Annotated in this window: 20 protein-coding genes, 1 tRNA gene and 3 pseudogenes; 15 read left to right on the top strand and 9 right to left on the bottom strand. The window is 58.2% G+C overall.

Annotation, left to right across the window (positions count from 1 at the left end; all coding sequences use genetic code 11):
• Window positions 1-122: 122 nt before the first annotated feature.
• Window positions 123-1,373, bottom strand: coding sequence for an ROK family transcriptional regulator (locus C3Y91_RS21990; RefSeq protein ID WP_168575786.1), 1,251 nt, complete (start codon window positions 1,371-1,373; stop codon window positions 123-125).
• Between the two features lie 227 nt (window positions 1,374-1,600).
• Between C3Y91_RS21990 and xylF the strand changes: the two genes are divergently transcribed.
• The 6 genes from xylF (at window position 1,601) to C3Y91_RS21960 (ending at window position 7,716) form a co-directional block, all read left to right on the top strand.
• On the top strand, window positions 1,601-2,641 hold the full coding sequence (gene xylF, locus C3Y91_RS21985) for a D-xylose ABC transporter substrate-binding protein (protein ID WP_168575785.1): 1,041 nt from the start codon (window positions 1,601-1,603) through the stop codon (window positions 2,639-2,641).
• A gap of 266 nt (window positions 2,642-2,907) precedes the next feature.
• On the top strand, window positions 2,908-4,221 hold the full coding sequence (locus C3Y91_RS21980) for a sugar ABC transporter permease (RefSeq protein WP_017989150.1): 1,314 nt from the start codon (window positions 2,908-2,910) through the stop codon (window positions 4,219-4,221).
• 14 nt (window positions 4,222-4,235) lie between these two features.
• Window positions 4,236-5,018 (top strand): ATP-binding cassette domain-containing protein, encoded by a 783-nt coding sequence (locus C3Y91_RS21975; protein WP_003561812.1) that lies wholly within the window; start codon window positions 4,236-4,238, stop codon window positions 5,016-5,018.
• A gap of 206 nt (window positions 5,019-5,224) precedes the next feature.
• Window positions 5,225-5,301, top strand: a tRNA-Arg gene (locus C3Y91_RS21970).
• Between the two features lie 216 nt (window positions 5,302-5,517).
• Window positions 5,518-5,880, top strand: a complete 363-nt coding sequence (locus C3Y91_RS38020; protein WP_018073828.1) for a hypothetical protein — start codon at window positions 5,518-5,520, stop codon at window positions 5,878-5,880.
• A gap of 414 nt (window positions 5,881-6,294) precedes the next feature.
• A complete protein-coding gene (locus tag C3Y91_RS21960) occupies window positions 6,295-7,716 on the top strand; it encodes a peptidoglycan L,D-endopeptidase MepK (RefSeq protein ID WP_130664956.1) in 1,422 nt (473 codons plus the stop codon).
• A gap of 21 nt (window positions 7,717-7,737) precedes the next feature.
• Here C3Y91_RS21960 and C3Y91_RS21955 read toward each other — a convergent pair.
• A pseudogene (locus C3Y91_RS21955) lies at window positions 7,738-8,004 on the bottom strand (hypothetical protein); the annotation flags it as partial.
• Window positions 8,005-8,159: 155 nt separating this feature from the next.
• Here C3Y91_RS21955 and C3Y91_RS38590 point away from each other — a divergent pair.
• The 9 genes and pseudogenes from C3Y91_RS38590 to C3Y91_RS21910 all read left to right on the top strand — a co-directional run.
• Window positions 8,160-8,288 (top strand): annotated as a pseudogene (locus C3Y91_RS38590) (NAD-dependent epimerase/dehydratase family protein); the annotation flags it as partial.
• A 13-nt stretch (window positions 8,289-8,301) separates the two neighbouring features.
• Window positions 8,302-8,385 (top strand): annotated as a pseudogene (gene glnQ / locus C3Y91_RS38440) (glutamine ABC transporter ATP-binding protein GlnQ); the annotation flags it as partial.
• A gap of 260 nt (window positions 8,386-8,645) precedes the next feature.
• Window positions 8,646-9,602: an NAD-dependent epimerase/dehydratase family protein gene (locus tag C3Y91_RS21940; RefSeq protein ID WP_130682172.1), complete on the top strand. Its 957-nt coding sequence runs from the start codon at window positions 8,646-8,648 to the stop codon at window positions 9,600-9,602.
• Between the two features lie 31 nt (window positions 9,603-9,633).
• Complete coding sequence (locus C3Y91_RS21935; protein ID WP_130664958.1) at window positions 9,634-10,854, top strand: glycosyltransferase family 2 protein; 1,221 nt, start codon at window positions 9,634-9,636, stop codon at window positions 10,852-10,854.
• Window positions 10,848-13,850, top strand: a complete 3,003-nt coding sequence (locus C3Y91_RS21930) for a trifunctional glycosyltransferase/class I SAM-dependent methyltransferase/polysaccharide deacetylase (RefSeq protein ID WP_168575784.1) — start codon at window positions 10,848-10,850, stop codon at window positions 13,848-13,850. Before C3Y91_RS21935 ends, C3Y91_RS21930 begins: the two co-directional genes overlap by 7 nt.
• A 7-nt stretch (window positions 13,851-13,857) precedes the next feature.
• Window positions 13,858-14,934 carry a glycosyltransferase family 2 protein gene (locus C3Y91_RS21925; protein WP_018073821.1) on the top strand — a complete coding sequence of 359 codons (1,077 nt, stop codon included), beginning with the start codon at window positions 13,858-13,860 and terminating at the stop codon, window positions 14,932-14,934.
• Complete coding sequence (locus tag C3Y91_RS21920; RefSeq protein WP_168575783.1) at window positions 14,927-16,681, top strand: ABC transporter ATP-binding protein; 1,755 nt, start codon at window positions 14,927-14,929, stop codon at window positions 16,679-16,681. The genes C3Y91_RS21925 and C3Y91_RS21920 overlap by 8 nt, the downstream gene beginning before the upstream one ends.
• The gene (locus C3Y91_RS21915; protein ID WP_130664960.1) at window positions 16,678-17,847 is read left to right on the top strand and encodes a glycosyltransferase family 2 protein; all 1,170 of its coding nucleotides are present in this window, start codon (window positions 16,678-16,680) and stop codon (window positions 17,845-17,847) included. The genes C3Y91_RS21920 and C3Y91_RS21915 overlap by 4 nt, the downstream gene beginning before the upstream one ends.
• Before the next feature lie 1,231 nt (window positions 17,848-19,078).
• Window positions 19,079-19,285 carry a hypothetical protein gene (locus C3Y91_RS21910; RefSeq protein ID WP_004676311.1) on the top strand — a complete coding sequence of 69 codons (207 nt, stop codon included), beginning with the start codon at window positions 19,079-19,081 and terminating at the stop codon, window positions 19,283-19,285.
• Between the two features lie 366 nt (window positions 19,286-19,651).
• Here the strand turns inward: C3Y91_RS21910 and C3Y91_RS21905 are convergent, their stop codons facing one another.
• From C3Y91_RS21905 to C3Y91_RS21875, 7 genes are all read right to left on the bottom strand, one after another.
• A complete protein-coding gene (locus C3Y91_RS21905; protein ID WP_130664961.1) occupies window positions 19,652-19,900 on the bottom strand; it encodes a hypothetical protein in 249 nt (82 codons plus the stop codon).
• Between the two features lie 103 nt (window positions 19,901-20,003).
• Complete coding sequence (locus tag C3Y91_RS21900; protein WP_130682176.1) at window positions 20,004-20,711, bottom strand: TfuA-like protein; 708 nt, start codon at window positions 20,709-20,711, stop codon at window positions 20,004-20,006.
• A complete protein-coding gene (locus C3Y91_RS21895; RefSeq protein ID WP_130664963.1) occupies window positions 20,708-21,901 on the bottom strand; it encodes a YcaO-like family protein in 1,194 nt (397 codons plus the stop codon). Before C3Y91_RS21895 ends, C3Y91_RS21900 begins: the two co-directional genes overlap by 4 nt.
• Before the next feature lie 42 nt (window positions 21,902-21,943).
• Window positions 21,944-22,156: a hypothetical protein gene (locus C3Y91_RS21890; RefSeq protein WP_018073816.1), complete on the bottom strand. Its 213-nt coding sequence runs from the start codon at window positions 22,154-22,156 to the stop codon at window positions 21,944-21,946.
• Between the two features lie 20 nt (window positions 22,157-22,176).
• The gene (locus C3Y91_RS21885; RefSeq protein ID WP_018073815.1) at window positions 22,177-24,024 is read right to left on the bottom strand and encodes a peptide antibiotic resistance protein; all 1,848 of its coding nucleotides are present in this window, start codon (window positions 24,022-24,024) and stop codon (window positions 22,177-22,179) included.
• A gap of 9 nt (window positions 24,025-24,033) precedes the next feature.
• Window positions 24,034-24,459 carry a helix-turn-helix domain-containing protein gene (locus C3Y91_RS21880; protein ID WP_018073814.1) on the bottom strand — a complete coding sequence of 142 codons (426 nt, stop codon included), beginning with the start codon at window positions 24,457-24,459 and terminating at the stop codon, window positions 24,034-24,036.
• A 174-nt stretch (window positions 24,460-24,633) separates the two neighbouring features.
• Entirely contained in the window at window positions 24,634-25,323 is a 690-nt protein-coding gene (locus C3Y91_RS21875) for a class I SAM-dependent methyltransferase (protein WP_075225043.1), read from the bottom strand.
• Window positions 25,324-25,757: the final 434 nt, after the last annotated feature.

The raw sequence follows: 25,757 nt of genomic DNA, 5'->3' as shown, positions 1-25,757 counted from the left end.
TCCCGACCGGAAGCCATGCAAGAGATGGCCGGGCACTTGCCCGGCCATTTCGCATTTTTCGGATCTTTTTGTGGGGCGTGCCGCAGCGCCCCCAAAGCCATATGCTTGATTGAAAGAAACCCTCAACCCGATTCCTGAATAGTCGCCGATGCTTGGGCTCCCTGAACGCCCGAGAGAACGATATCCTCGTCGATCACCGACAGCGCCCGGTTCAAATGTCCTTCGAAGACGAGGATCTGCTCGTCGGCCACTACCCTGATCTCGGGCATGCCTTCCATGCGCACGATATGCGACTGCCCCAGACCCTCTTCGATCCCTTGCCGAAGAAGGTCGTAATAACGCGTGCCCGGCCCGGTGATGGCGATCGGCATGCGCTCCGTCAGGCTCAGCATGCGCGACAGCCCGTTGCCAAGCGCCAGCCCCGCCTGGCGAAAGGCGAAGGCGGGGACGCGGTGGCCCTGGCGCGCCTTGGCAGCAATCTTGTCGAGTTCCGCCACCGGCACGAACTTTGCCGGAATCGTATCGAGCGGCACCTCGAAGGCGCTGCGCAGAATCGCGTAGAAACCGGCATAGGCCTCGATGCAGCCGCGCGTGCCGCAACGGCAGAGCCCACCATTGGCCATGTGCAGCATGTGCCCGAAATTGGGCGCCGATATTTCCTGGCCTGTCTGGTTCCCCCGCCTGACGATGCCGAGACCGACGCTGTGGCCAAGCGAAAGGGCTGCGAGCGAGCGGAAATCAGCGCCCTTTACCATCTCCTCGCGCGCGCCGAGCGCCGCTGCGACCAGCAGCGTCTCGTTGTCGAGGATCACCTTGGCCTGCCATTCCGGCCGGAGTGCTGATTCGAAATCGATCTGGTCGCTGCCGAACATCGGCGACCAGACGAGAACCGGCTCGGTGGAATTGACCAGCCCCTTGCTGCTGATCGAGATCAGCAGCACCTTTTCTTGGCTGATCTTCGAGCGATCGAGAATGCGCAAAAGCCCGGCCCGCACCGCCGCGACAAAACGGACGGCGCCTGCCGGATCATGCGAACGTTCCTCGCTGAAGCGGTCGATCAGCTTGCCGGCATAATCGACCAGCGAATATTGCACCGCATCCGAGGAGATGATGACGACGATGAGATAGCCGCAATCGCGCCGCTGGCGCAGCAGCACGCGCGGCCGGCCGCGGCCGCTTGCCGGCTGCTGTTCCGATTTTTCGATGATCTGGGCTTTTTCCAGCTCAGTGGTGATCGCCGAGATGGTGGCCGATGACAGCCCGGTGGAATCGGATATTTCGGTATGCGCGAGCGCACCGTGGCGACGCAGCACGGACAGCACGAGCACGCTGTTTCTCTGCCGGACCAACTCCGTGCTCGACTTGGTCAGCATGAATGCCGCCCTCTCCTCCTGCTTGCTCTTCCCGTGGTTTCCACTGCATCTCCAGCCGATGTTTCGCAAGGAAATTAAGCTGGCAGTGCAGTGTTGACAGTTGAAAAAATCTCTGACACTAAATTTCTCGACTGTCGAGAAAAAAATCCGAACCTTTCTCGACAGCTATTCGCGGTGGCCGGAGGAAGCATGGGCTGGGCCGGTCGCAATCCACTCGGGAGGACATTATGAAGTCTATTTTGAAATTGATGGCCGGCGCGGCCATCCTCGTTTCCGTGCATACCGCTGCCATGGCTGCCGATCTCGTCGTCGGTGTTTCCTGGTCGAATTTCCAGGAAGAACGCTGGAAGACGGACGAAGCCGCCATCAAGAAGGCTCTCGAAGCCAAGGGCGCCAAGTATATTTCCGCTGACGCGCAGTCTTCTGCCGCAAAGCAGCTTACCGACGTCGAATCGCTGATTTCGCAGGGCGCCAACGCGCTGATCATTCTCGCCCAGGACTCCGATGCCATCGGCCCGGCCATCGAGAAGGCCGCCGCTGAAGGCATCCCCGTCGTCGGCTATGACCGCCTGATCGAAAACCCGGCTGCCTTCTACATCACCTTCGACAACAAGGAAGTCGGCCGCCTGCAGGCTGAAGGCGTTTTCAAGGCCAAGCCGGAAGGCAATTACGTCTTCATCAAGGGTTCGTCTTCCGATCCGAATGCCGACTTCCTGTTCTCGGGCCAGCAGGAAGTGCTGAAGGCCGCCATCGACGCCGGCAAGATCAGGAATGTCGGCGAGGCCTATACCGACGGCTGGCTGCCGGAGAACGCTCAGCGCAACATGGAGCAGTTCCTGACCGCCAACAACAACAAGGTTGACGCCGTTGTCGCATCGAACGACGGCACCGCCGGCGGCGCGATCGCTGCTCTCGACGCGCAGGGCCTCGCCGGCTCCGTTCCGGTTTCCGGCCAGGACGGTGACAAGGCAGCACTCAACCGCATCGCTCTCGGCACGCAGACGGTTTCCGTATGGAAGGACAGCCGCGAACTCGGCAAGCGCGCCGCTGAAATCGCTCTCGACCTCGCCGGCGGCAAGGACATGAGCAAGATCGACGGCGCCCAGGCTTTCAAGGGCGGCCCCAAGGGCGTCGAAATGCAGTCGGTCTTCTTGAAGCCGCTTGCGATCACCAAGGACAATCTGAACGTCGTCATCGACGCCGGCTGGATCTCCAAGGCGGAAGCGTGCCAGGGCGTCAAGGCCGACAGCGTCGCTGCCTGCAAGTAAGCCAAGGCTTGTAAACTGGAATTGCCGGCGCCGCAGCGGAACACCGTTGCGGCGCCGGATGCGGATGAGAATTCCAACGACGAAGTTTTCTCCGCCTCGCCGCACCATCGCGGGTTTTCATTCCCTGCCGGAAGGGTGTCGCGACGCCACGCGACCGGTTTCCGGAAGCATCGCGATGGTGAGTTGAAGAACAGACGCATGACGCCGATGGCAGCCTCTAGCACGCCGGCGCGTCCGTCCAAACAAAGTGGGGGAACGGCAAACCCATGGCCGAAATGGTAAAATCCACAACATCAAGCGGACCGCGAGCGGCGGAAGCCAGTCCGGTCACCCGCTTCTTCCGCGCCACCGAGATCGACACGCGTCTGCTCGGCATGATCGGCGCGCTCATCATTATCTGGATCGGTTTCCACATCATCACCGGCGGCCTCTTCCTGACCCCGCGCAATCTCTGGAACCTCTCGGTCCAGACGACCGACATCGCCGTCATGACGACGGGCATGGTGCTGATCATCGTTACCCGCAACATCGACCTTTCGGTCGGTTCCGTGCTCGGCCTCTGCGGCATGATCATGGGCGTGACGCAGGCCAAGATCCTGCCGGAATATATCGGCTTCGACAGCCCCTTCACCTGGGCGATCACGCTGCTGGTCGGATTGGCGGCAGGTTGCCTGATCGGCGCCTTCCAGGGCATCATCATCGCCTTCCTCAACGTTCCCTCCTTCATCGTCACGCTCGGCGGCCTGCTCGTCTGGCGCGGCGCGACCTGGCTCGTCACCAGCGGCCAGACGGTTGCCCCGATGGACCAGACCTTCCGCATCATGGGCGGCGGCGCCGAAGGCTCGATCGGCGCCACCTGGAGCTGGATCGTCGGCATCTGCGCCTGCCTCTTCGTCATCGCAAGCATCGTCGGCTCGCGCCGGCAGCGCCGGCGCTTCGGTTTCCCGCGCCGGCCGATGTGGGCTGAATATTTCCTCGCCGTCCTGAGCTGCGTGCTCATCCTCGGCGCGGTCTGGATCGCCAACAGCTATTACTGGCCGATCAACATCGCCAAGAAATATGCCGAGACCAACAATATTCCCTGGCCCGAAACCGGCCTGGACATTCCCTACGGCATCGCCGTGCCGGTGCTGATTGCCATCGTCGTCGGCATCATCATGACCTTCATCGCCACGCGCCTGCGCTTCGGCCGCTACGTCTTCGCGATTGGCGGCAACCCCGAAGCGGCCGAGCTCGCCGGTATCAAGACCCGCTGGGTCACCGTGCGCATCTTCGCGCTGATGGGCATTCTCGCAGCCATTGCAGCGGCGATCTCCACCGCCCGCCTCAATGCCGCTACGAACTCGCAGGGTACGCTCGATGAGCTCTACACCATCGCCGCCGCCGTCATTGGCGGAACGTCGCTGGCGGGCGGCACCGGCACCATCGCCGGCGCCATGCTCGGCGCGCTCGTCATGCAGTCGCTGCAGTCAGGCATGGTGCTCGCACATGTCGATACGCCGCTGCAGAGCGTCGTCGTCGGCACCGTCCTTGTCGTGGCGGTCTGGCTCGACACCGTCTACCGCGCCCGTGCCAAGTGAGAGGAGCCCTAGACATGGCTGATCAACGCACTCCCCTCGTGGAACTGAAAAACATCTCGATCTCCTTCGGCGGCATCCATGCCGTGGACAATGCCTCGGTCGATCTCTACCCCGGCGAAGTCGTGGCATTGCTCGGCCACAACGGCGCCGGCAAGTCGACGCTCATCAAGATCCTCTCCGGCGCCTACAAGCGTGACGGTGGCGAGATCCTGATCAACGGCGAGCCTGCCGACATCCGCAATCCGCGCGATGCCAAGAAATACGGCATCGAGACGATCTACCAGACGCTCGCCGTCGCCGACAATGTCGACGCCGCTGCCAACCTCTATCTCGGCCGCGAGCTGAAAACCCGCTGGGGCACGCTCGACGACGTCGCGATGGAAGCCTCGGCCCGCGAGGTGATGGGGCGGCTCAACCCCAACTTCAAGCGCTTCAAGGAGCCGGTAAAGGCGCTCTCGGGCGGCCAGCGGCAATCGGTGGCGATTGCGCGGGCGATCCTCTTCAATGCCCGCATCCTGATCATGGACGAGCCGACGGCAGCGCTCGGCCCCCAGGAGACGGCGCAGGTCGGCGAGCTGATCAAGCAATTGAAGAAGGAAGGCATCGGCATCTTCCTCATCAGCCACGACATCCACGACGTCTTCGACCTCGCTGACCGCGTCTCGGTGATGAAGAACGGCCAGGTCGTCGGCCACGCCCGCACCGAGGACGTGACCAAGGACGAAGTCCTCGGCATGATCATCCTCGGCAAGGTGCCGTCCAAGGCCATCCCCGGCCCCGGCGCCATGCAGATCTGACCGCCGCCAGGCGACAGCCCGCGACAACAACGCTCCGCCGCCCTCAAGGCCGGCGGAGTTTTTTTGTGCAGCGTTCCCAGGCTGACGGATAAAAACACCCTGCAAAGCGCAAGCACCCGTATTTCTGAGAATTTCGCGATTGAAGCCGGCCGCAAGCTAGGCTAAGAACCACCCATCGGACAGGCGATTCAAACCGCCTTCGGCATGCACCCGTAGCTCAGCTGGATAGAGTGTTGGATTCCGATTCCAAAGGTCACAGGTTCGAATCCTGTCGGGTGCGCCACAAAACACATTGAAATTATTGAATTATTGCCCCCTTTACTTGCTCTTCCTCCGAGCAGCGACATCGGTAGCAAAAGGCGAACCGTGTCGAAAAACCCTTGTTTTCAGTATCCGCAAATTGGCGCCGAAGCCGGCGTTAGCACAGTGTTAGCGCGAGCCACCTAATGTGGTGACGCCATGGGAAACCCGGTTGTCCGTTGAAAACAGGACAAGCAGAATGAAGACGAGCCCTGCCGCGGCTTACGGAGGTTACATGAAACTGGTTCTAGGCAGCGTAATATTGGCGTCTGGGATACTGCTATCCAGCCTGTCGGGATTCGCAGCTTCGGGCGGATGGCAGTCGGATGGGCAAGGGACGAGATACTGGCACGTCACTCCGCGGCCCGGGCAATGCAACATAAGCCAGGCGAAAAACCGGGCGCTTCGGGCCGGCATCTATCGTAGCGAGATTATACAGCAGGATGACAATGTCATCGTGCTTAGAGGTCTGGATGAATCGGGCGACCGGCGAACGATCGGTTTCGGCAACATCAGGGGGTGCCCTGAGTTGGAGAGCCATGAGGATAGTCCAAACTTCTGAGGACATATCTAGAGTTTGTTGAGCGAATTTTTCCAGTTCCGACCGAGGTACGCATTTCTGGGCAACCGTCGCGTCTCTACCGATCGACGAGGCTGGCGGTTAACAACGCATTGAATGCCTCATTCCCAGCTGGCCCGCCCTATTGATTGATCCGGGTTTAAGGTCGATGCATGTTCTGGTCAGCCGCTAGGCGGGAGTTGAGGTCGCGTGTTCGGGAGACTGAAGGTCGGGAGCGGTTGTAACCGTTTCAGAGCGGCGGGGATTTCAGAGCAGCACACAATGCGCTCGATGCTCTCCTCCCGCGGGCGCAGGGTCCGATTGCGCTTGGGATGACCCGCAGCCTCAATTCGCCGAGCTTCCGCATCCCCTGTTAGGAATTTGTTGACCATAAGCTGGCTTTACTGAGCGCGATGGATGCGGAATTTCCCGCACGTCGTCGAGTGTTTGGTGTGGGCGGGATTGTTCGTGTTGAAGTATCCAGTGCAAGGATTATCGGGCGGAGCCTTGGGCGGAATTGCCACGCTCCTGTCGCGTGCGGAACGGTTTGTCGCGAAGACCATTCTGCCGGCTCTGTTTGCGCTCCCGGCGCTTATCGGTTCTGCATCATTTGCCTCGGCGGAAGATCGCGCCCTGAAGCTGTACTTTACCCATACGGGCGAGAGGGCCACGATCACCTACAAGCGGGACGGAAAGTTCGATCCGAAGGGCCTAGCCCAGATCAATCGGTTTCTGCGCGACTGGCGAAGGAATGAGCCGACCCGGATGGATCCCCGGCTGCTCGACCTGGTCTGGGAGGTGTATAAGCGCAGCGGCGGCAAGGACTACATCCACATCGTCTCCGCCTATCGTTCGCCCACCACCAACAACATGCTCCGCAACCGTTCGCGCAGCACGGGCGTCGCCAAGAAGAGCCAGCACATGCTGGGCAAGGCGATGGATTTCTACGTTCCCGGCGTCAAGCTTTCGACGCTGCGTGCGCTTGCGATGCAGATGCAGGTCGGCGGTGTCGGATATTATCCGACCTCGGGATCTCCCTTCGTGCATCTCGACGTCGGCAACGTCAGGGCTTGGCCCCGCATGTCCCGGCAAGAACTCGCGCGAATATTTCCGAATGGGCAGACGATGCATCTCCCGGCCGATGGCCGGCCGCTGCCGGGATACAATCAGGCGATTGCGAACTACAAGGAGCGCGTCGGCCCCTCCTCGATCCAGATCGCCAGCACCGCGGGAGAAGACGAAGACGCAGGAGCATCGACCAGGCCGAGCGGCGACACCACGGACAATAAGCTCGTGACCGCGCTTCTGCCTGCGCCCCGAAGCCGGGCATTGAATGCTCTGGCGCTGCAGACCGGCACGGTCGAGCGGGATGACAAACGATCCGCTCCGGCTCTTTCATCTTTGGCGATTCCGATACCGGCGATGCGGCCGCCCGCCCTCGAGCACGACGCGGGCGCAGATGACAAACTGGAGACTGCGTCGATCGGCCCAATTGATGCGCTTCCGGCTAAACCGACGCCTGCGTTGCCGGCCTACGCCCGCTTCGAACCCCTCCGTGTTGCACACCAGGCCTCCAAGCAGGGCGCTGATATGATCGCCTCCCTGCCCATGACCGCTTCCTGGGAAGAAGCAAGTTTCTTTGAACCGACGTCCGACGCGGCGCTGATGAAATGGGCGTTGCATTCTCCTGGCGAGGTGATGGGATTGAACGCGCCTCGCGTTTCTCCCCGCACGGTTCATCGTGAGGTCAATGCCGCGATAGCAGGTAAGGATATCATTCCGGTCGCCGCCACAGACCTGTTCGATGCGAGCCGGTTTGCGTCGCCCCCAGAGGGCTGACCTCAATTATCAAGGCTTGATGCGCAGCACGAAGCCGGTCAGAAGCGCCAGAACGACCATGGTGAGAACCGGGTTGGCGGTCCCGAGAAACCAGCCGCCACCCAGCGCCAGAAGCCTGTCGTAGTCGAAACTAAGCTGGAAGACGACGGTGTGGTTCGATGCGACCATCGCCGGGTTTTGCGCCATCGACAGCATGCCCAGCGTGACCATGAATGGCGGGAAATCGAGATCGGCGATCATCGCGCCGTTGAAAGCCCAGACCAAAAGCACCGTGCCGACGGCGGCGGCATGCGACTTCGATGACGACCGTTTCCGCGCGCGCAAACTCAGACCAAAGTCCGATCCACCACGGACTTCGTGCCTATACAAAACCGTCGCTCACTGTAATAACAATAATATATTCTTAAGTAACGAGGCAGAATCCGTGAGAAACGTATTAACTTCTGGCCAGCTTCATTGGATCGCATTTATGCGATCGACCGCTGCTTAGGAAGGATATCTAGAAACTCGTTGTTGTTGACAATCTTTGCACCGGACCTTTCGAAAATATTGCACACATTCGGGATGCCCGTTCCATCGAGCGACATGCTTTTCGATGAGGCAACCTCAGCTCTGGATCCGAAACTCGTTGGAGAGGTTCTCGATACCATGCCGATTCCTTCGATCGAACCCGCAGATGATGGCGGCCTTCTCATGGATAGTCGAGATTGGGCAGCTCGTGATGATCGCGCAACGATCATCTGTAGCATCCGGTCCGGCGCGATTGCTCGTTATCGAGCGCGGCATCGGCAGCGACACGTTAAAGTAGGTACATCTAACGATTAACATTAATAAGAGAGTATTTCTTAGAATTTCTCTAAGTAATTGTCATGCAATACAGGCGATGCTAATAGACAAGTACCTTATCTCAAGTCACGAGGCGCAAAGCAATGAAGAGCGTATTGATTTCTGGCGGGGCTGGATTCATCGGATCCCACTTGTGTGACCGACTTTTGCTGAGGACGGATATTCAGAAGCTGGTCGTTGTTGACAACCTCTGGACCGGGCTTTTCGAGAATATCGCGCACATCAGGGACCCCCGTTTCCACTTCGTGAAATCCGACGTCGAGACGCTGCAGACCTCGGATAAATTCGACGAAATCTATCACCTTGCATCCCCCGCATCGCCGCCGTGGTACATGAAGGAGCCGAAGAGAACGATCTCCGCCAATCTCCTCGGGGCGTTCCGCTTGCTCGACTTGCTGAAGAAGGGCGGACGTTTCGGTTTCACTTCTTCTTCCGAAGTCTATGGCGATCCTCTGGTGTCGCCGCAGCCGGAATCCTACAAAGGCCAGGTCGACTGCACCGGACCGCGCTCGTCCTACGACGAGAGCAAAAGATGCACGGAGTCGCTGCTGTTCGAGATGCAGCGTACCCAAGGGCTCGACGTCAAGATCGTTCGTCCCTTCAATATCTATGGTCCCCGGACACGCTCCGACGATGGGCGCGCGGTCTCCAACTTCATCACCCAGGCGCTTTCGGGTCGCCCGATTACCGTGTTCGGTGACGGCCTTCAGTCACGCAGCTGGGGCTATGTCGATGACGTTGTCGATGGTTTCGCGCGATATTTCTGGATAAATAAAACCGACTACAAGGGGCCCCTGAACGTCGGCAATGATCGCGAGATTTCGGTTCTCGAGGTCGCGCAATATGTCTCCAGACTCGTTGGCGGCGTGCCGATCGTCTTCGAGCCGTCACCGCCGCAGGACCCCACGAACAGACGGCCGGACTTGACCAACGCGCACTATGTCATGCCCGAGTGGTCGTGCAAAATCACCTACGAACAGGGCGTGGCGATGACGCTCGATTGGTTCAGGGACCAAATGAAGGCGCACGCTGCAGAATAAACCATAATGACTTTCGAGACTCGCGTCCTGGGTGCAGGTGGCGTATGTTCACGGTGCGATTGAGAGAGTGATGATGCGAGAACCAATTCCGTCCGATCTGAAGGATATAAGTTTTCCCGTACCGATTCACTATCTCGATCTCGCCACCTCTCACCTCGATGCCGTTTCGCCCCCTGTCTCCGATGGGCTCGTGGTCTTTCTGTCGGATGGTCTTCCCGTCGGACAAGCCTATATCGAAATGCCCGAGACGGCGGCGGCGCTCGCCGAGCGTGTCGTGCTGCCCGAGACGCTCGAGCATGCGCGTCAAGTCGCGCAAACCCCTGTGCGCAACCGCGACGTCAGCATTCTGATTTGCACAAAGGACCGGCCGGAGGAACTACGCCGGTGCCTGGCCTCGATCCCCAAACAGTCGCTTAGCCCCGTCGAGATCATTGTGGTGGATAATGCCTCTGCAGGCGAGGCAACGCGTCGCGTGGTAGAGGAATCGGGCGCAACCTATGTCCGTGAAGATCGGGTCGGGTTGGATTATGCGCGCAATGCGGCGGTTCGTGCGGCGAGAACCGAATTCGTCGCGTTTACGGACGATGACGTAGTTCTCCACCAGCGATGGCTGGAGAACCTGATGAAGGGTTTCGATCTGCCGGAGATCGCCTGCGTAACCGGGTTGGTCCTTCCCGGAGAACTCGCAACGCCTGCACAGTTTATCTTCGAAAAGCATTGGAGTTTCGGCCGGGGCTATCTGCGGCAGGATTTCAATCAGGACTTCTATACCAGGGATACACGTTACGGCGCTCCGGTCTGGACGATAGGGGCCGGCGCAAGCCAGGCCATCCGCCGCAAGGTCTTCGACGAGATCGGCCTGTTCGATGTCCGCCTGGACATGGGCGCTGCCGGATGCTCAGGCGATTCCGAATACTGGAACCGGCTCCTCCATCATGGCCATGTCTGCCGCTACGAGCCGACGGCGGTGGCCTGGCACTTTCATCGCAAGGATATGAAGGGGCTCGCCAAACAGATCTACCAATATATGAGTGGCCATGTCGCAGCCCTGCTGGTCCAGTATCAGAACACGGGAAATAACGCCAATCTGCGGCGCATCCTGCTCTCGTTTCCGAAATATTACGCCGGAAGGCTCCGAAGACGTCTTCGCAAAGGCACGACGTCGCACGACGTCTTCCTGAAGCAGGAGATGCTCGGAAGCGTTAACGGCGCTCTCTACGTTCTGCGGCGATGGAAGAGGCCCGCATGGTGATCGCAGCGACGTCTGACATTTCATTCCTCATCCCCGCCTATAACGCAGCCGATACGCTTGCAGAATGTCTTGCCAGCCTGCAGCAGCAGTCGCGATCGAACTGGCAGGCTGTCGTAGTCGATGACGGTTCGACCGACCGCACCTGGGAGGTTCTCGAGAGCATCGCAAAAACGGACAGCCGCATTCTCCCCGCCCGTCAGCCGAATGCGGGTGCGGCCGCGGCGCGGAACCATGCCGCGCGCCTCGCTGTCGCTCCCCTGCTCTGCATGCTGGATGCCGACGACTGGCTGGATCCGACCTTCATCGAAAACATGCAGCCAGTGGCGGCGGATTCATCTCCAGCAGCCATCGCCTATTGCGCCTTCCGCCGCGTCGCCCCAGACGGCAGGCTTATGCAGGTAGAACAACCTCCCATCTTGACGGGAGACGTTGCCAAGCGTGAGTTCTCCTCCTTTTGTGCACTCGCCATCCATACGGTTGTCTTTCCCAGAAGCCTTTTTGAGCTTTTGGGAGGCATGGATGAGACCTTGCAGACCTGCGAGGACTGGGATCTCTGGCTTCGCATGGCCTTTTCCGGCGCCGAATTTCGTGGTGTCGACAAGTGCCTCGCTTTCTATCGCATGAAGGCGGACTCGCTCTCCGGCGATCCAATCAAGATGGTGCGTGACGCCATTCGCGTGACATCGAAGGCGCAAGCGCTGCAGACGCAGCAAGGCTTGTCGGCCGAGGGGCCGGAGACAGGCTGGATCGCGTCCCCCGTCAGCCAACTGCGCATGCTAGCCTGGGTCGTCGCGACCAAGCTCGATCCGACTTTGGATATTGCAGCCCTTGCAGCACTTCTGCCTGAGATGCCGGACGCCGCGGGCTACGAAAACTTTCTTGCCGGTGTAGTCCTACATGGCCTGCAAACCGGGCTCTCTACTGATCGGGCCGACGATCTCATTGATGTGCTCGATAAATGGCGGCCGACGTTTCTTTTGCTCATCCAGCTGATTCAGAGTCATTCCCAGCCTGGCACTGGGCGCAAGATCATTGAGGCCGCTTCTTGGCACATATCCGCCGCAAACCCTTTGCGGTCATTCACGCTTGGCAATGTCCAGGTGGTCAGTGTCGCTCTCGAAACGCTTTCGCGAATCCCCAAGGCCGAGGCAGCCGACACGCTCATCATGCACGCCGTGTCCGGCGGGCAACATGTCGGCTCCTTTGTCGGGCCATTCTGGGGCGATCTTTCGATCCGCGCGCAGATCAGGCTGATCATGCATGAGATGCAGGCAGAAGAACATCTGCAGATGCCGCCCACGCTCGTCTATATCAGTTCGTGGACAAGGGAGGCATTGCGCGGCTACAGAGCCTTCGGCGGGCTGATCATCCGGAATGGCCAGCGGCGAGGACGTCTCGAACGAATTTTGGTGCGTATCGGGCGCAACGCTCTTCTTGCCTGCGCGCCAAGTGACAAACAAGACAACGACGCCCGACTGTCCGACATGCTGCAAAATCTCCAACGCGGTCTGGCTCCACGGTTCCGAAATCCCACTCGGCTGCGGCCCGACGAAAAAAAGGGAGCTGCCCCCGTTCAGTCGGAAGAAGAGTACTGGGAGCATATCTTTGAACGCCCGGATCCATGGAATTACGTCTCCGTCTACGAGCAGGTTAAATATGCGCAGACGTTGAGCCTGATCCCGGAAGGGATCGAGAAGGCCCTCGAGCTCGCCTGCGCCGAGGGGATCTTTACCGAGAAGCTGGCGCAAAAGGTTGGCCGGGTGACGGCCACGGACATTTCCCAGCGGGCAATCGACCGGGCTGTCGAGCGGTGCCGCGACCATCGCAACATCGAGCTTCGCGTGCTTGACTTCGTCAAGAGCGATGTTCCGCCCGAACAGGACCTCATCGTCTGCTCCGAAGTCCTTTACTACATGAAAGACGAGGAGATGCTTGCGGCGGTTTGTCAGAAGATGGCCGCAGCGGTGAAGCCGAATGGCTACCTGATCACTGCTCACGCACATATCCGCCGGGACGAACCCAACCGGACCGGTTTCGATTGGGACAATCCTTTCGGTGTCGGGACGATCAAACAGCTGTTAGCCGCACAAGCTGAGCTGGCCCTGGAAGAGACGATCGAAACCGAACTTTACGCCATCCACCGGTTTAGAAAAGGCCCGGTGGCAGATCCTGTCCTGCGGGTCGAGCGGCATGGAACTCCCCTGGACGCGGATGTAGCAAAGCACATCATCTGGGGCCCGGCTGGGACTGAGCGTGGGGCGGCATGGACGACGGAGGTCACGACCTCGGTCCCCATCCTCATGTATCACAGGATCGCAGAGCAAGGACCCGCGGCACTCCAGCGCTTCCGCACGCCGCCGGAGATCTTCCGCAAGCAGATGCAGTTCCTTCGGCGACAGGGCTTTTACACGGTGACGGCGCAGACCCTGGCGGGGCTTCTGCGCAGCGGCAAGCCGATCCAGGGCCGGCCCGTCATGCTGACTTTCGACGATGCCTACTCGGATTTCCTGGAGGACGCCTTCCCGATCCTTGCCGAGAATGATTTCAGCGCTGACGTATTCGTCGTGACTGATAAAGTCGGCGGTCGGTCGGACTGGGATTCGGCCTATGGAGAGCCTGCACCGCTGATGTCGTGGTCGCATATTCAGGAGTTGCACCAGAAGGGCATCAGCTTCGGCTCCCACCTCGCATCCCACACACCAGCCAGTGCGATGGACAACGAAGCCCTGCTGGCCGAAGCCATGCGATCGCGCAATGCGCTGCAAAGCCGGCTGGGCAGCTCCGTGGAATCGATCGCACTTCCTTATGGCGGAACAGACTTCAGGGTCCCGGGCATTCTGGCGCTTGCCCGCTACGGGATCGGCTTCACGACACGACCGGCAAAAGCCACATTTTCCGATAATCTCTTCGGTCTGCCACGCCTCGAAGTCCGTGGCGATCGTCCTCTTGAAGCCTTCGCTGAACTGATGGGCCTGCCGGGAGCTTATATCGGATGACAATACCATGATCGGCGTTGCGGCCCCTCTCATCACCGTCGTCATACCGGCTTACAACGCTGAGAAGACGCTTGCCGAAACATTGAGAAGCGTCTCCAGCCAGTCCTATGACAAGCTCGAAATCCTTGTGGTCGACGACGGATCGCGGGACGGTACCTTCGATCTAGCGAGCGACTACAGCCTGACCGATCGCCGTGTCCGTGTTCTCCGCCAGGAGAATGGTGGGGTTGCGCGCGCACGCAACCATGGTATCGAGGACGCACGCGGCCTTTATATAGCCCCCGTCGATGCTGATGATTTATGGCACCCTCGCAAAATCGAACTCCAGCTCGAGGCACTAAGGAAATTTCCGGACGGACACGGGGTCGCCTACAATTGGTATGCGGCGATCGACGAAAACGGCATCATTTTCGGTAATTCGCGGCCAGTCCTGCATCAAGGGACTATCTTCGAACCTCTGTTGAGGGAAAATTTCATCGGCAATGGCAGCACACCCTTGATGCCGCGGGCGGACATTCTTCGCTGCGGCGGCTATGACGCCAGCCTGCGCGACAACGGCGCCGAGGGATGTGAGGATCTGAAACTTTATCTGGCCTTGGCCGAAACCTTGCCCTTTGCGCTGGTTCCCGATTTCCTGACCGGTTATCGCTTTACCAAGGGAAATATGTCCAGCAACGCCTACAGGATGCTGAAGTCCCACGCCCTAGTGATGGCCCCGATCATCACGCGCTATCCGCAGTTTACGCGCGACATCCAGACAGCCGAGTTCAACACCGCACGCTGGTATTTCACAAAGGCGCTTCTCGACAACGATTTTGCCCAGGTCAAAAAACTGGCGCCGATGATGGTGAGAAAATATTCCTTGCGCCTCATCGTCCATGGCGTGCAGCAGGGCTGGCGCCAAGCAAAACGCGGCCTGCGGACGGCAAAGCGCGCCCTCGGCACGTCTTCGGCGCGGCCGAAAATCCGCGTCGGGAGCGCGCCCCTGCCGCAACCCGGAACAGCATTCAGCGATCGTTTCGCCGCCACTCCTGCCAGGGAGGCAATAAGCCTGACTTCTTCGCGGATGGTCGACAATGAATAGGTTTCGAAAGCCGCCATCCGCTATGCCCGCAAGGGCCTACAACCTGGTCGTCGCGTCTCGGTTTCGCGAGCTTCGGCAACTCGTACCGGCGCTGCGGCTTAAGATGACGGTGATGATCATCCTGGGAATTCTCACAGGGTTCTCGGAAATGGTCGGCATCACCTTTCTGGTCAGCCTCGTCTTTCTTCTCGGGCAGCAAGGTCCCGTTTCCGGCTCCGCCGTGGCATGGCTTCCAGCGTTTTTTGGCGGCATTGACCTCAGTCTTTCGAAGCCTGTCCTGATCGGCATTCTCATCGGCTCCATCCTGTTCCGGATTTTTTTGGGATGCGCCAATTCGCTGATTGCAAGCGCAGTGAACCACCGAATTAGCGACCGTATGCGAGACCGCCTCTACGCCAAGGTCTTGACCATGCCTTTCCAACGCTTTCAAGACTATGAGCGCAGCGACCTGATCAACGTCATTGCCACAGAATCCTATGCGGTGTCGTCGGCGCATGCCAGCCTCGTCCGTCTGGGGGTCAATTTCGGTACGATCGTGATCTTCGGCGTCGGCATGCTGGTCATCGCCTGGCCGATCGCGTTGCTCGCGGTCGCCTTCGGCTTCATCCATAATTTTGTATTGGGTTTCTTTGCCGGTGCCTACCGCCGTCTCGGTGCCTCTGCACTGGCTGCCGTCGAAGCCTTGACACAGTTGAGCTGGACGACGCTACAGACTTTGAAGGCCGTCAAAAGCTTCGGCATGGAAAAGCGCCACCAACAACTCTTCGAGGCGCTTTCCAACGACGTCGGCCAGACCTGGCGCCGGTCGGACTGGATGGGAGCGATAACCTCGCTTCTCAGCGAAATCCTGACCTTCGGGGTCATCCTGACGATCATTCTGTCCTCGGAATTCCTGCCGGTCGATTTCAAGGCGGCGCTCTCGGCCACGATCCTTCTCTACAGGCTTCAGCCGCATATCAAGGGATTTGATTCTCAGATTCTCAGCCTTTACGAGATGGAAGCGTCCCTGCAAAACGTCCTGGCGCTGCTTTCAGAAAAGGATGACATCAAGCAGACCTCGCAAGGGGATAAGGTAAGCCGCCTGGCGGAGGCGATTGTCTTCCACAACGTCTCGTTTGCCTATGAGCGGTCGAACGCCCCGGCTGTTGACGACCTCAGCTTCGCAATCAGAGCAGGCGAGACGACGGCCCTGACGGGGCCGAGTGGCTCCGGCAAAACCACAATCCTCAACATGATTCTCGATCTCAATCCGCCGACCCAGGGCCGGATCACGGTCGACGGAAGGGATCTGACAACCATCGACCGGTCCAGCTGGCTGCAACTGCTCTCCGTGTCCGGCCAGGATGTTGAACTGATGGAGGGCACGGTCCTCGACAACATCCGGTTTCGTCGCGATATCTCGGAGCAGGATATCCGCTGGGCGGCCGATGTGGCCTGCGCAACGGAGTTCATCAAAGATCTGCCGTATGGCTTTGATGAATGGCTGGGCGACGAGGCGATCCGGCTTTCGGGCGGGCAAAGGCAGCGCATAGGTCTGGCGCGCGCGCTCGCCAGCCGGCCTCAGATCCTGCTGTTGGACGAAGCAACAAGCGCGCTCGACGAAGAGACCGAGATGCGGGTGTTTTCGGCAATGAAAGAAGATGCTGGCAGAACGCTGATTGTCGTCAGCCATCGGCCCGCTGTGGCCAGGCTGATGAAGAACCGGATCGATCTCCGCCCGCCCACCCCAACATCCAAGCTCGGGTGACGGAGATGGAGATGCCAACCAAATCCCGCATTCAAGTGGCCGTCATTATCCCTGCTTATAACGCCAGCCCCTACCTTGCCCACACGCTCCAGTCCGTCAGCGACCAGACCCACAAGGCGCTGGAGATCATCATCGTCGACGACGGCTCGACGGACGAGACAGCCTCGATCTGTCGCCGTTTCGCCGCCAGTGATTCAAGGATCCGAATTCTGTCGACCGAAAACCGTGGCGTCGCTGCGGCCCGCAATACCGGGATCGAAGCATCGAAATCCGCCTATATCGCCTTCCTCGATGCGGACGACATATGGCATCCGACCTATGTTGAAAGAATGCTTGCGGCTCTCCACCCCCTGCCGGACGCCTGGGGCGCGGTCTATGCCCTTCACCGCTTCATCGATACCGAAGGATATTGCACGAGATCCGGCTCGTCGCTGAACGCCCGGGACAGCATCCTCAACCGTCATCTCGTATTCCGCTTCGTCGGCAACGGCAGCGGCTTCATGGTTCGCCGCGCTGTTATCGACAAGATCGGCGGCTACGATTCAAGCTATGCCAGGAAGGGAATTGGAGGATGCGAGGATTTCGATTTCGAACTCCGCACCGCTGAACATTTCAAGATCGAGACGGTGCCGTTGGGTCTGGTGGGCTATCGCTCACATTCCGCAGCCATGTCTTCGAACAGGTCGCGGATGGCGCGATCGCTCCTGGCGGTGACCGAGCAATGTATCGCTCGCAATCCCCAGCTTCCGGCTTTTGTCGTCAGCTGCGCCCGCGCGTCGGCGCATCTTTATGCATTTTCAAAATTTGCCGCTTTGAAAGATTGGTCCAGCGCTGCGACCTCGCTCAAACACATTTATCATCATAGCCCAATGCTCGCCTCCGGGATCCTCGCCAGATTGCTCTTTTCAAAAGCTGACAGAGCCATACGCAGGGCGTTGTCGAAAGTCTGGCCGGCTAGGGAACAAAAGCAAAAGAATCTCAGGAAATTCGAAGAGATAGACCCGCTTCTCCCATTGGTCGGCGGTTGGTCTCGCTTCAGAACGAAGACATTGCTCAGCCGCCTGTCTGAGATCGATCGGTCTGGCAAACGCTCTGCGGCGACCTCATTTCTCGGCCGCTATGTCGCGCCGGAGAGATCGAGCACCGTCAAACATCCAAAGGTTTGACAACCCTTCCTTTCCATCAGCTTGTGACTATCTCGCTATTTTGTACTACGAACTTTTATATCAATGCAGAATATCAATTGCTAAAAAAGAGAGTAATCTACAGAAAAAAAGAACTACCCCAATAATGATCTTCGACAATGTCGAATTTAACTGAAATCATACCTACGCACTGTGCAGGCATTCCGACTGGAGGACCCGTCACCACCCCGGCGGGTCCTCCACTTTGCGTCTCGGCTGGTTGCACAAATGCGGTCGCCATTATCACTGCATCAGCATAGATAGATCTGACTTCGGATGACGATATTACGCTGTTGAGATCGGCTTGATGAGAAAATCCCGCATCATCGGCAGGTGAAGGTCGAAGTGCCGGCTCTCCTGCTTAATATTTCGATCAAAATTTCAATTGAGCGGGCGATATTTTGACATCTGCAATGAAATGTCGGAGACGGAGCAATCCGTCATAAAGTTGATATTGTTTTTCAATAGAAATTGATAATTATCGATGCCGTCATTAAGAATAATACGTCCAATGATTATTTCTTGATATAATTTTAATCGTCTTAAAATTGATATTTAAATACAACCATTATCTGAAAATCATAATTTTTACCTTTTGATAAATTTTATTTGTTATACTCAATTATCGCTACCGCTTTAATTAGTTCCTTCGTTTCACAAGCATCGGCGTTTAGTTTTCGCGCGAGGGCTGGAAATCTCCCGAAAGTTATTTCCCTCCCCCGGTTCTCAACGATCCGACAACCTGCCGGCACACTGGTGATGTTGTTACGGCCGATGGCTCAGTGGTCCTGGGCTGGCCGCGCGTGGAAGAGTTGCCGATGCAATTCAACACCGCTGCACGAAACATTAACACCCTGATACATAAAGATATTACATAGTTCGATACGAACTGGACCGGCCAATTCGGCCAACGGCATTCGGTCTGTCATTTCAAACGCCGGCATAAGAGGCTGTACTGGCCAATGGAAATACCGGCGCAAAACTCGCGGCGTAAGAAATGCCTATCCTCTTGGTGAGCCGCCCGAAACGAAACAACCGATATGCTTGGGCGAAGTTGGACAGTCCTGATTCATTACATCGGAGGCCCCCGGCATGCCCCGACCTGTGTCGAAATGGTCGCACCGCGCCCGCGAATTAACCCTTCATAAAGCATTTGCTTGCTCAACTTATAATTTGTGTCATGGTCACTGTAAGTAGCGAGGGAGCCGACCTGATGAGTGATATGGCATCGCAGATTCCGGAATTTGGTTACGATGAGCGCGTGATGATCTGCCGGAAGCAGATCGAAAAGGCGGTCTATCAGTTCATTGCAAATACGAAGGTCGAGGGATGCGATCCGGCGGAAGTCGCAATGGCGATCGCAGACATTGCCGACGATTACATTTTACTGCTGGCCCAGAAGCGCAATTTGACCCATTGAGGTCAATGGATCGGCCGTCAATCGGCCGATCGTCCGCACGATGTGTGAGACCCAAAATCGCCGCCGCTTCCCTGCCCGGAGGCAACGTCAACGGAATCGTTTACCGCTTGCGCCGAAACCATCCGAGCCATGACGTCGAACAGCTTCTGAATACAACGCCAACCACACTCAACAGCGCATGCGCCCGACCCAGAACGAGCCGGGCTTCTCCTAATCTACAATTCGCGCCAGCTCACAGTGTGGATTTCGATTGACCGCTCACTGGACACCAACACATGCATAACCCCGAAAATGCTGATTTTCGGGGTTATGCATGGATTTGAAGTGGTAGAGCGTTCCAGCGCGTCCGATCGGACGCACGCCGGTCTAATGGCTTCTCACGCTCACTTGCGGAACCGGGGAGCTCAATTCAGCCAATTCCCTGGTCAAGCCCTCCCCGACCTCCTGCTTCACTGCCTCGAGCGCAAGGTCGAGGCAATTCGTCGCGAACGGCAGTTTGACATCCTGGGCGACTTGTCGCGCATAGGCGATCATCCGCGCCAATGCGACGAGCTCTTCCAGACCGTCTTCCGCCCCATGGTCTGCTTCTACCTTGACAACCGATGTCACGCCCATGCCCCATTTCTCCAATGAATTGAGGGAATGATACGCGCCTGGACGTGATCCACCCCGTGAAAAAAGCGTGACACAACCCTCGGTGACTATTGCCAGCTTCGGTTCACAATGCAGGTCGCGTCTGGAACGAAGTTTCGTGCACTTTCCAGGGCAGATCGGCATTCGAGCGAATATCGCGAACGTCCTGCACGGCTTTCAGCAATTCCAAGGCATCGATGCGTTTCTGGTCGACGGCATTCGACAGAAGTGCCGCCAGCAGTCGCGGACGATCCGGCTCGGGCAGCCCTGCACATTGCTCGACGACCGCCCGCCACGTTCGCTTCTTGAAGAATATCGCGCCTGCGGCATCTTCCAGCTGTTGGCGCAACCGACTTTCCAGCAGTCCGCGATCCTCCATCACATCGAGCGTTGCGCTGACATTGACGAGCGGTACCGTCAGCGCTTTGCTGCCCAGCGCGCTGGGGGCGTGCGTGAGTGCGACGGCGGCATCCTCGACCAGCCGGCCGATGCGATAGTCTTCGAAAATGCGGCCGATCCCGATCATACCGAACGGATGGCATTCGGCAGCGCGCAACGCGCCCATGCTTGCCGCCCCGAGAACCGCGACGCCCAGCGACAGAGCATGGAGAATTTCCTTGTGCCAGACCGGTGCGGCATATTCGAAGCCGCCGTCGATCAGGCCGATGACATTGGCGCCCTGTTCCACCGCCGCGAAGACATCGCCCTGCGTCGCAGGCGGCAGGACGCATATCCCCTCGCCTGCAAGCGACGCCGCATCGGGAAGACTGGGACCTGCGAAAATGATCTTCAAAACCCTATTGCCCTGGCAAGCGCCCTCGTTCCGAACCGCTGGGCACGCTCCCCCTCCGGATTTTCGAGCTCGGGAATGACAACCTTGACGACACTGAAGGGAAGCGTGTCGTCGCTGAGGCGCACGGCGATCACCGAAGCGATCCGCCTGTTGCGTAGCCGGTCAAGCACATGCTGCAGCAAGCGGGCCAGATCCTGCTGCTCATGTCCGGCCATCCCATCAAGGCCGATGGCGGCAGCCGGCGGTGCAGCAACCGCAGCGAAGGCCTGCCGCATCAGCGGCGGCAAGCATCGTGAGAAAGTTGCGGGAGAGATATCGTCCCGGGCTCCGCTGATATAGGTCAACCGCGATTGCACGGCTTCCGTCACCGCCCGAATGGCCGCGCGCACGGGAGACGGGTGAGCGCCGGTGCCGCCGGTCACCTCGACGAGGCGAATGTCCCTGTCTCCGTGAAGATCCCGGGAGCCAGGCACGAGATCTCCAGGCCCCAGCATGGCGGTGAAACAGGGGATTGCGATGTCGCTGGTGATATCGAAGAGCCTGAGCGCCAATCCTGATGTTTCGATCTTGTCGATCAGCCCGTCCAAAGCAACGTCCTGGAAGCCGCGGGGATCGACGCAGGCGGCATAACGATCTGCTTCCGCGCCCACCTGCCACAGCACATGGGCGTCACGCTCGATACGCTCCAGGACGCCATGAAAGATCGCCTCCTCGGCATCGTTGCCCGACGCCAGGCCGTCTGAAGACATCCAGTATCGCGCGTCACGTGTGCGGTCGAGCACCACCGCTTCAAAGGGGACATAGACCTCCTCGCCGGTGAGGATATTGACGCCGGCAACCCATTCCGTCTCCTCCTCCGGTCCAAGATCGGGTTTATGAAGAGCGGTCAGGCAGTTCAGCGTGTCGGTCTTGCGTCCCATCGCCTGCAGACGGAAAGAGGTGCCGCGGACGAGATCGACGGAGGGTTCGCCGGCAACCGCTCGTTCGAGGGCTTCCATGACGGTGGATACTTTGGCATCGAGATCGGTCAGGCCCTTTCCCTGAGCAATCACGATCGAGCGGGAATTCGGAGCGTATGCGCACCAGACGGGGATTCCGATGTCGTCCAGTCCGGTATGTCGCGCAACCCTGGTAATGCCGAACCCGGCCAAAAAAGGTTCGACGCGGGAAAGGGTTTCCCGCGGCGACATGATCCTGTCGGAATATATGGACCGATCCGTCAGAATGCCGGCTCAGCCGTCGACGTGACCGGAGAGGGCAACCTGCGCCGACGAAACGGCAACGGCAAGGTCGACGCCCTTCACAAATGTGCCGCCGGCTTTGCGCAGGTCGTTCGCGGTCGCCAAATCCCCCGTCGGATTGAGAGGCTTGACCGTACCCGCGCCGAGATCGGCAAGCCAAAGACCCGCCTCACCGGGTATACCTATAATGACAGCTTTCGCCATGTAACGCCCCTAAGTTATTGTTAAAAACCGGCCTTCAATAGGCCCTCCCGATATAGCTCTTTTTGCCAATGCTCCTTGAAGGGGACGATGGCGAGCCACTTCTCGACGTCGAAGACCGGGTTGATGCTTTCGGCCCGTTGCCGATGGAAAAGCGCCCGTTTTCGATCGCCGATCATTGCGCAACTGGCCGCGGCGATGCGATGGGCCGGCGCTTTGTCTTTCATCGCCTCGACATAGGCGATGGCCTCCTCGTATTGCTCCAGGAAGAAGCTCGCTCCCGCAGCACACCAGAGATAGGCGTCAGGCGCGATCGGGTTGAGCGAAATCGCCTTTTTGATCTTGGCGAGCGCATCGCCCGGGCGGGATGCATGCACCAGCGTGTCGGCATGGCTGTAGATGACATCGGCAAAATGCGGACTGAGTTCTTCCGCCAGATGAAGTGCGGCGACACTGGCATCGACATCGCCTAGATAGAGTTTGGTGACGCCAAGCTCGCGATGACCCGCCGCCGATTCTGGATCCCGCTCGATGGCCCGAAGCGCATTCTGCTCCGCCAGATGCAGCAGCTCGTTGTTTCCCTGCGCCGTCACGAGCCACTCGCTGGTGAAGGTCCTCGCCAACCCGGTAAATGACGGAGAAAAATCCGCCTTATGCGACAACGACTGCTTGAATGCCTTTCTTGCCCGGCGAATATGCGGCAATGTCAATTTGCTCATCAGGCTCGAGCCGACCAGATAGGCGTGATAGGCCTCGGGATTGGCTTCGAAGCGTAAGCGCTCTTCCTCGTTTTCAGCCAGCTCGCGGGCCACCGACATGGTCAGTTGCTGCGCGATCAGCCGTCTCTGGCGCGGCAATATAGCGGGCGTCATCGCAAAGCGATTGGCCCAGATAATCTCGTCCGTGGGAAAATAAACCAGCTGGGCGAATAATCCCTCTTCAGAAAGCCTCGTATCCAGAAGATAGGCGATCGAGTGACGAGCAACCACTGCAGCCTTCTCGGAATCGCGGCGGATCTGGCCGGCCGTATGCGGCGCGACGATGGAAATGTTTCGTAGCGCACAGAGTTCGATCGTGACGTCTTCGATCAGGGCGTTGGCAAGCGCAAGTCCGGCGTCGGCATGTTTCGATGTCGGAGGAAGCAGCACCAGGCGGGGCAAAATCAGCGGCATCGGCGATATACGTTCGATGTCGGCAGCTGTCTCACCACCGGCCTCTGACCGCTTCACCTGTACCCGGGCATGGTCGTCGCCGTTCGGCAATCTCTCATTGAGGGACGAACCGCCGGATAGCCGGTGCAGCAAGGCTCTGACCTGCTCGTCATTCGGATCCCGTTCGAGGATCTGCAGGGCGGCGCTGGAAATGGTGCGCGCCGCGCCGGGCTTTTGCGCGTCCGGCAGCGCATCCAGCAGTGCCTGCCGCAACTGCAGCGCCTGAGCGTCCCGTTGCGCCCTGATCCACGCTTCTATCAACTTTGTCGCTGGTTTGATATTTCCGATGAACCCGCGCTGGGTCAGTTCGGCGATCGCGTTCAGCCGCTCCAGCGGCGAACCGCCGGTGCGAAAGATATCCAGATCGCTGGAAACTGCCTGCGTGTTGAGACGAACCGTGGTGGCGGTGAAATCAAAGGGCATTTCCGCGCGTCCGCCGTCTGTCTCGCGGATGCGGGAAAGCAGTTTGCGCAGATTGAGCCGCGCCAGATCAGCTTCGACGTCATTCCATAGAAACTGAGCCAATTCATAACGGCTGAGTTCATGGCCTGCGCCGACATAGAGATGGGCCATCATCAACAGGCCCTTGATCGGATAGCGAACCGGATCGCCATTCGTCTCAATCAACCGCAGATCGCCGAATGTCTGCAGATGGAGCACAATCCGTCCTCAGCTGTTCATAACCGAATCGTGCAACTCACTGTCGCTGTCAGGCAACCCCGCGGCTGCCAGGCTTTTGGCCAACGCCACCAGCTTTTGCCTGATATTCGGGTCCTCGATGGCGATGAATGCCTTGTTGAGCGCCAGCCCCTCCTTCGAGGACAAAAAGCTGTTCAATTCATTGGTCTGGCCGTCGATCGGCCCGGAGCCGCCGTTCTCGAAGAAAAAGCCGACGGGCACGCGAAGAATCTCGGATATGCGCTGAAGGCGGCTGGCGCCTATTCTATTCGTTCCTTTTTCGTATTTCTGGATCTGCTGGAAGGTAATGCCCAGAAGTTCGGCCAAGCCGTTCTGGGTCATCCCGAGCGTCTTCCGCCGAACTCTTACGCGGTTACCAACATAGACGTCGATCGAATTCGGCGATTTAGCCTTCATGTGAATAAGTCTCCCGCTTTATCAGCACGCCCCGCTGTACAATGGAGAGTTTAAGCAAGAATGCAACTAAAAGTAAATATTTCTTAAGATTTTTTTTCAGCAATGCACACAGTAAAAAACAACCTGTGGATTATCGCAGCCATCGCCATTTGGCGCGGATGCCCCCGCGCTCTATCACGCACGTCGCAGCGGACGAATGCCGTCCGAAATCAATGCCGCTCCGACACCGTCTCTTAGAGGCTTCTGGGCAACGGCGATCATCGACTTGGCGAAAACGGGAATCCTTCCAACATATTCAAAACGAACATTGTCGAAGCCGGCATCCAGCAGCAGCATACTCAGCGTGTTTTTCGACCAGAACTTAATATGCCCATGTTCCTTCAATGGCATGAAGTGGTCGTCCATTTTCCCCATCGCAGCCAGGGCAAGGTTCTTCAGATAACCGTGATAGGGCGTCGACATCACGGCGATGCCGCCCGGCTTGACGAGATCGTACATCGTCGCAGTGAAGGCCCTCGGATCGTAGACATGCTCGACGACCTCCAGGCTGATGACGGCATTGAAGGTGCCATATTCCCTTGAAAGGTCGTCGTAGGCCGAGCCGACGTTCAGCGGCAAATCGGGATAATTGACATTGGCCTTGGTGATGCCATCACTGGAAGGATCGACGCCGACGACATAATATCCCTTTTCGGCAAGAGCCGCTGCCGCCCCGCCGGTACCACATCCCAAATCAAAGACGTCGTTTTCTGCAGAACCATCGAAATGGCTCTCCAGCACGTCGAGCACGGCAGGCAAGATATAGGAGTGCGCGGTTGTTGGTTTGGCGTGAACATAGGTGGCTGCGTTTAGCTCGACGGACATATCCCTCCCCTCGGCGATTGCGCGGCAAACCCTATCGAAGAATACGTCGAAAATTTGATAAAAACCGTCAAAACCCGCTCAATTTCAAGGAATTCAAAAATATAATCTACGATTTTATAATAAAAAATAAAACTTTTGCGCGAAAATAGACAATTACCACAATATAAATGAATGCATATAGGTAACAAATTTATGTATGCTCGAAAATAATCTAGAAAATTCTATCCATATCAAAATAATAATAACAATAATCTGTCGAAATCACGCGGAAACCGAGATAACGGTAATCGATTAATAGACTGAATAGTGAGATCATTCGCCATCTGCCACCGCGATTGTCCCTAGCTATATTGGAGATTCCCAATCGACATCGGGTTGAAGCTCCTACGCCGAAATCTGCGGCGCGCCCTTGATAACGACGAGGCAAAAAGGTG

The organism is Rhizobium ruizarguesonis, from assembly GCF_012349115.1.
GTDB lineage: Bacteria > Pseudomonadota > Alphaproteobacteria > Rhizobiales > Rhizobiaceae > Rhizobium > Rhizobium ruizarguesonis.
The sequence above is the reverse complement of the archived record's forward strand: the minus strand, read 5'-3'. Positions and strand labels throughout refer to the sequence as shown.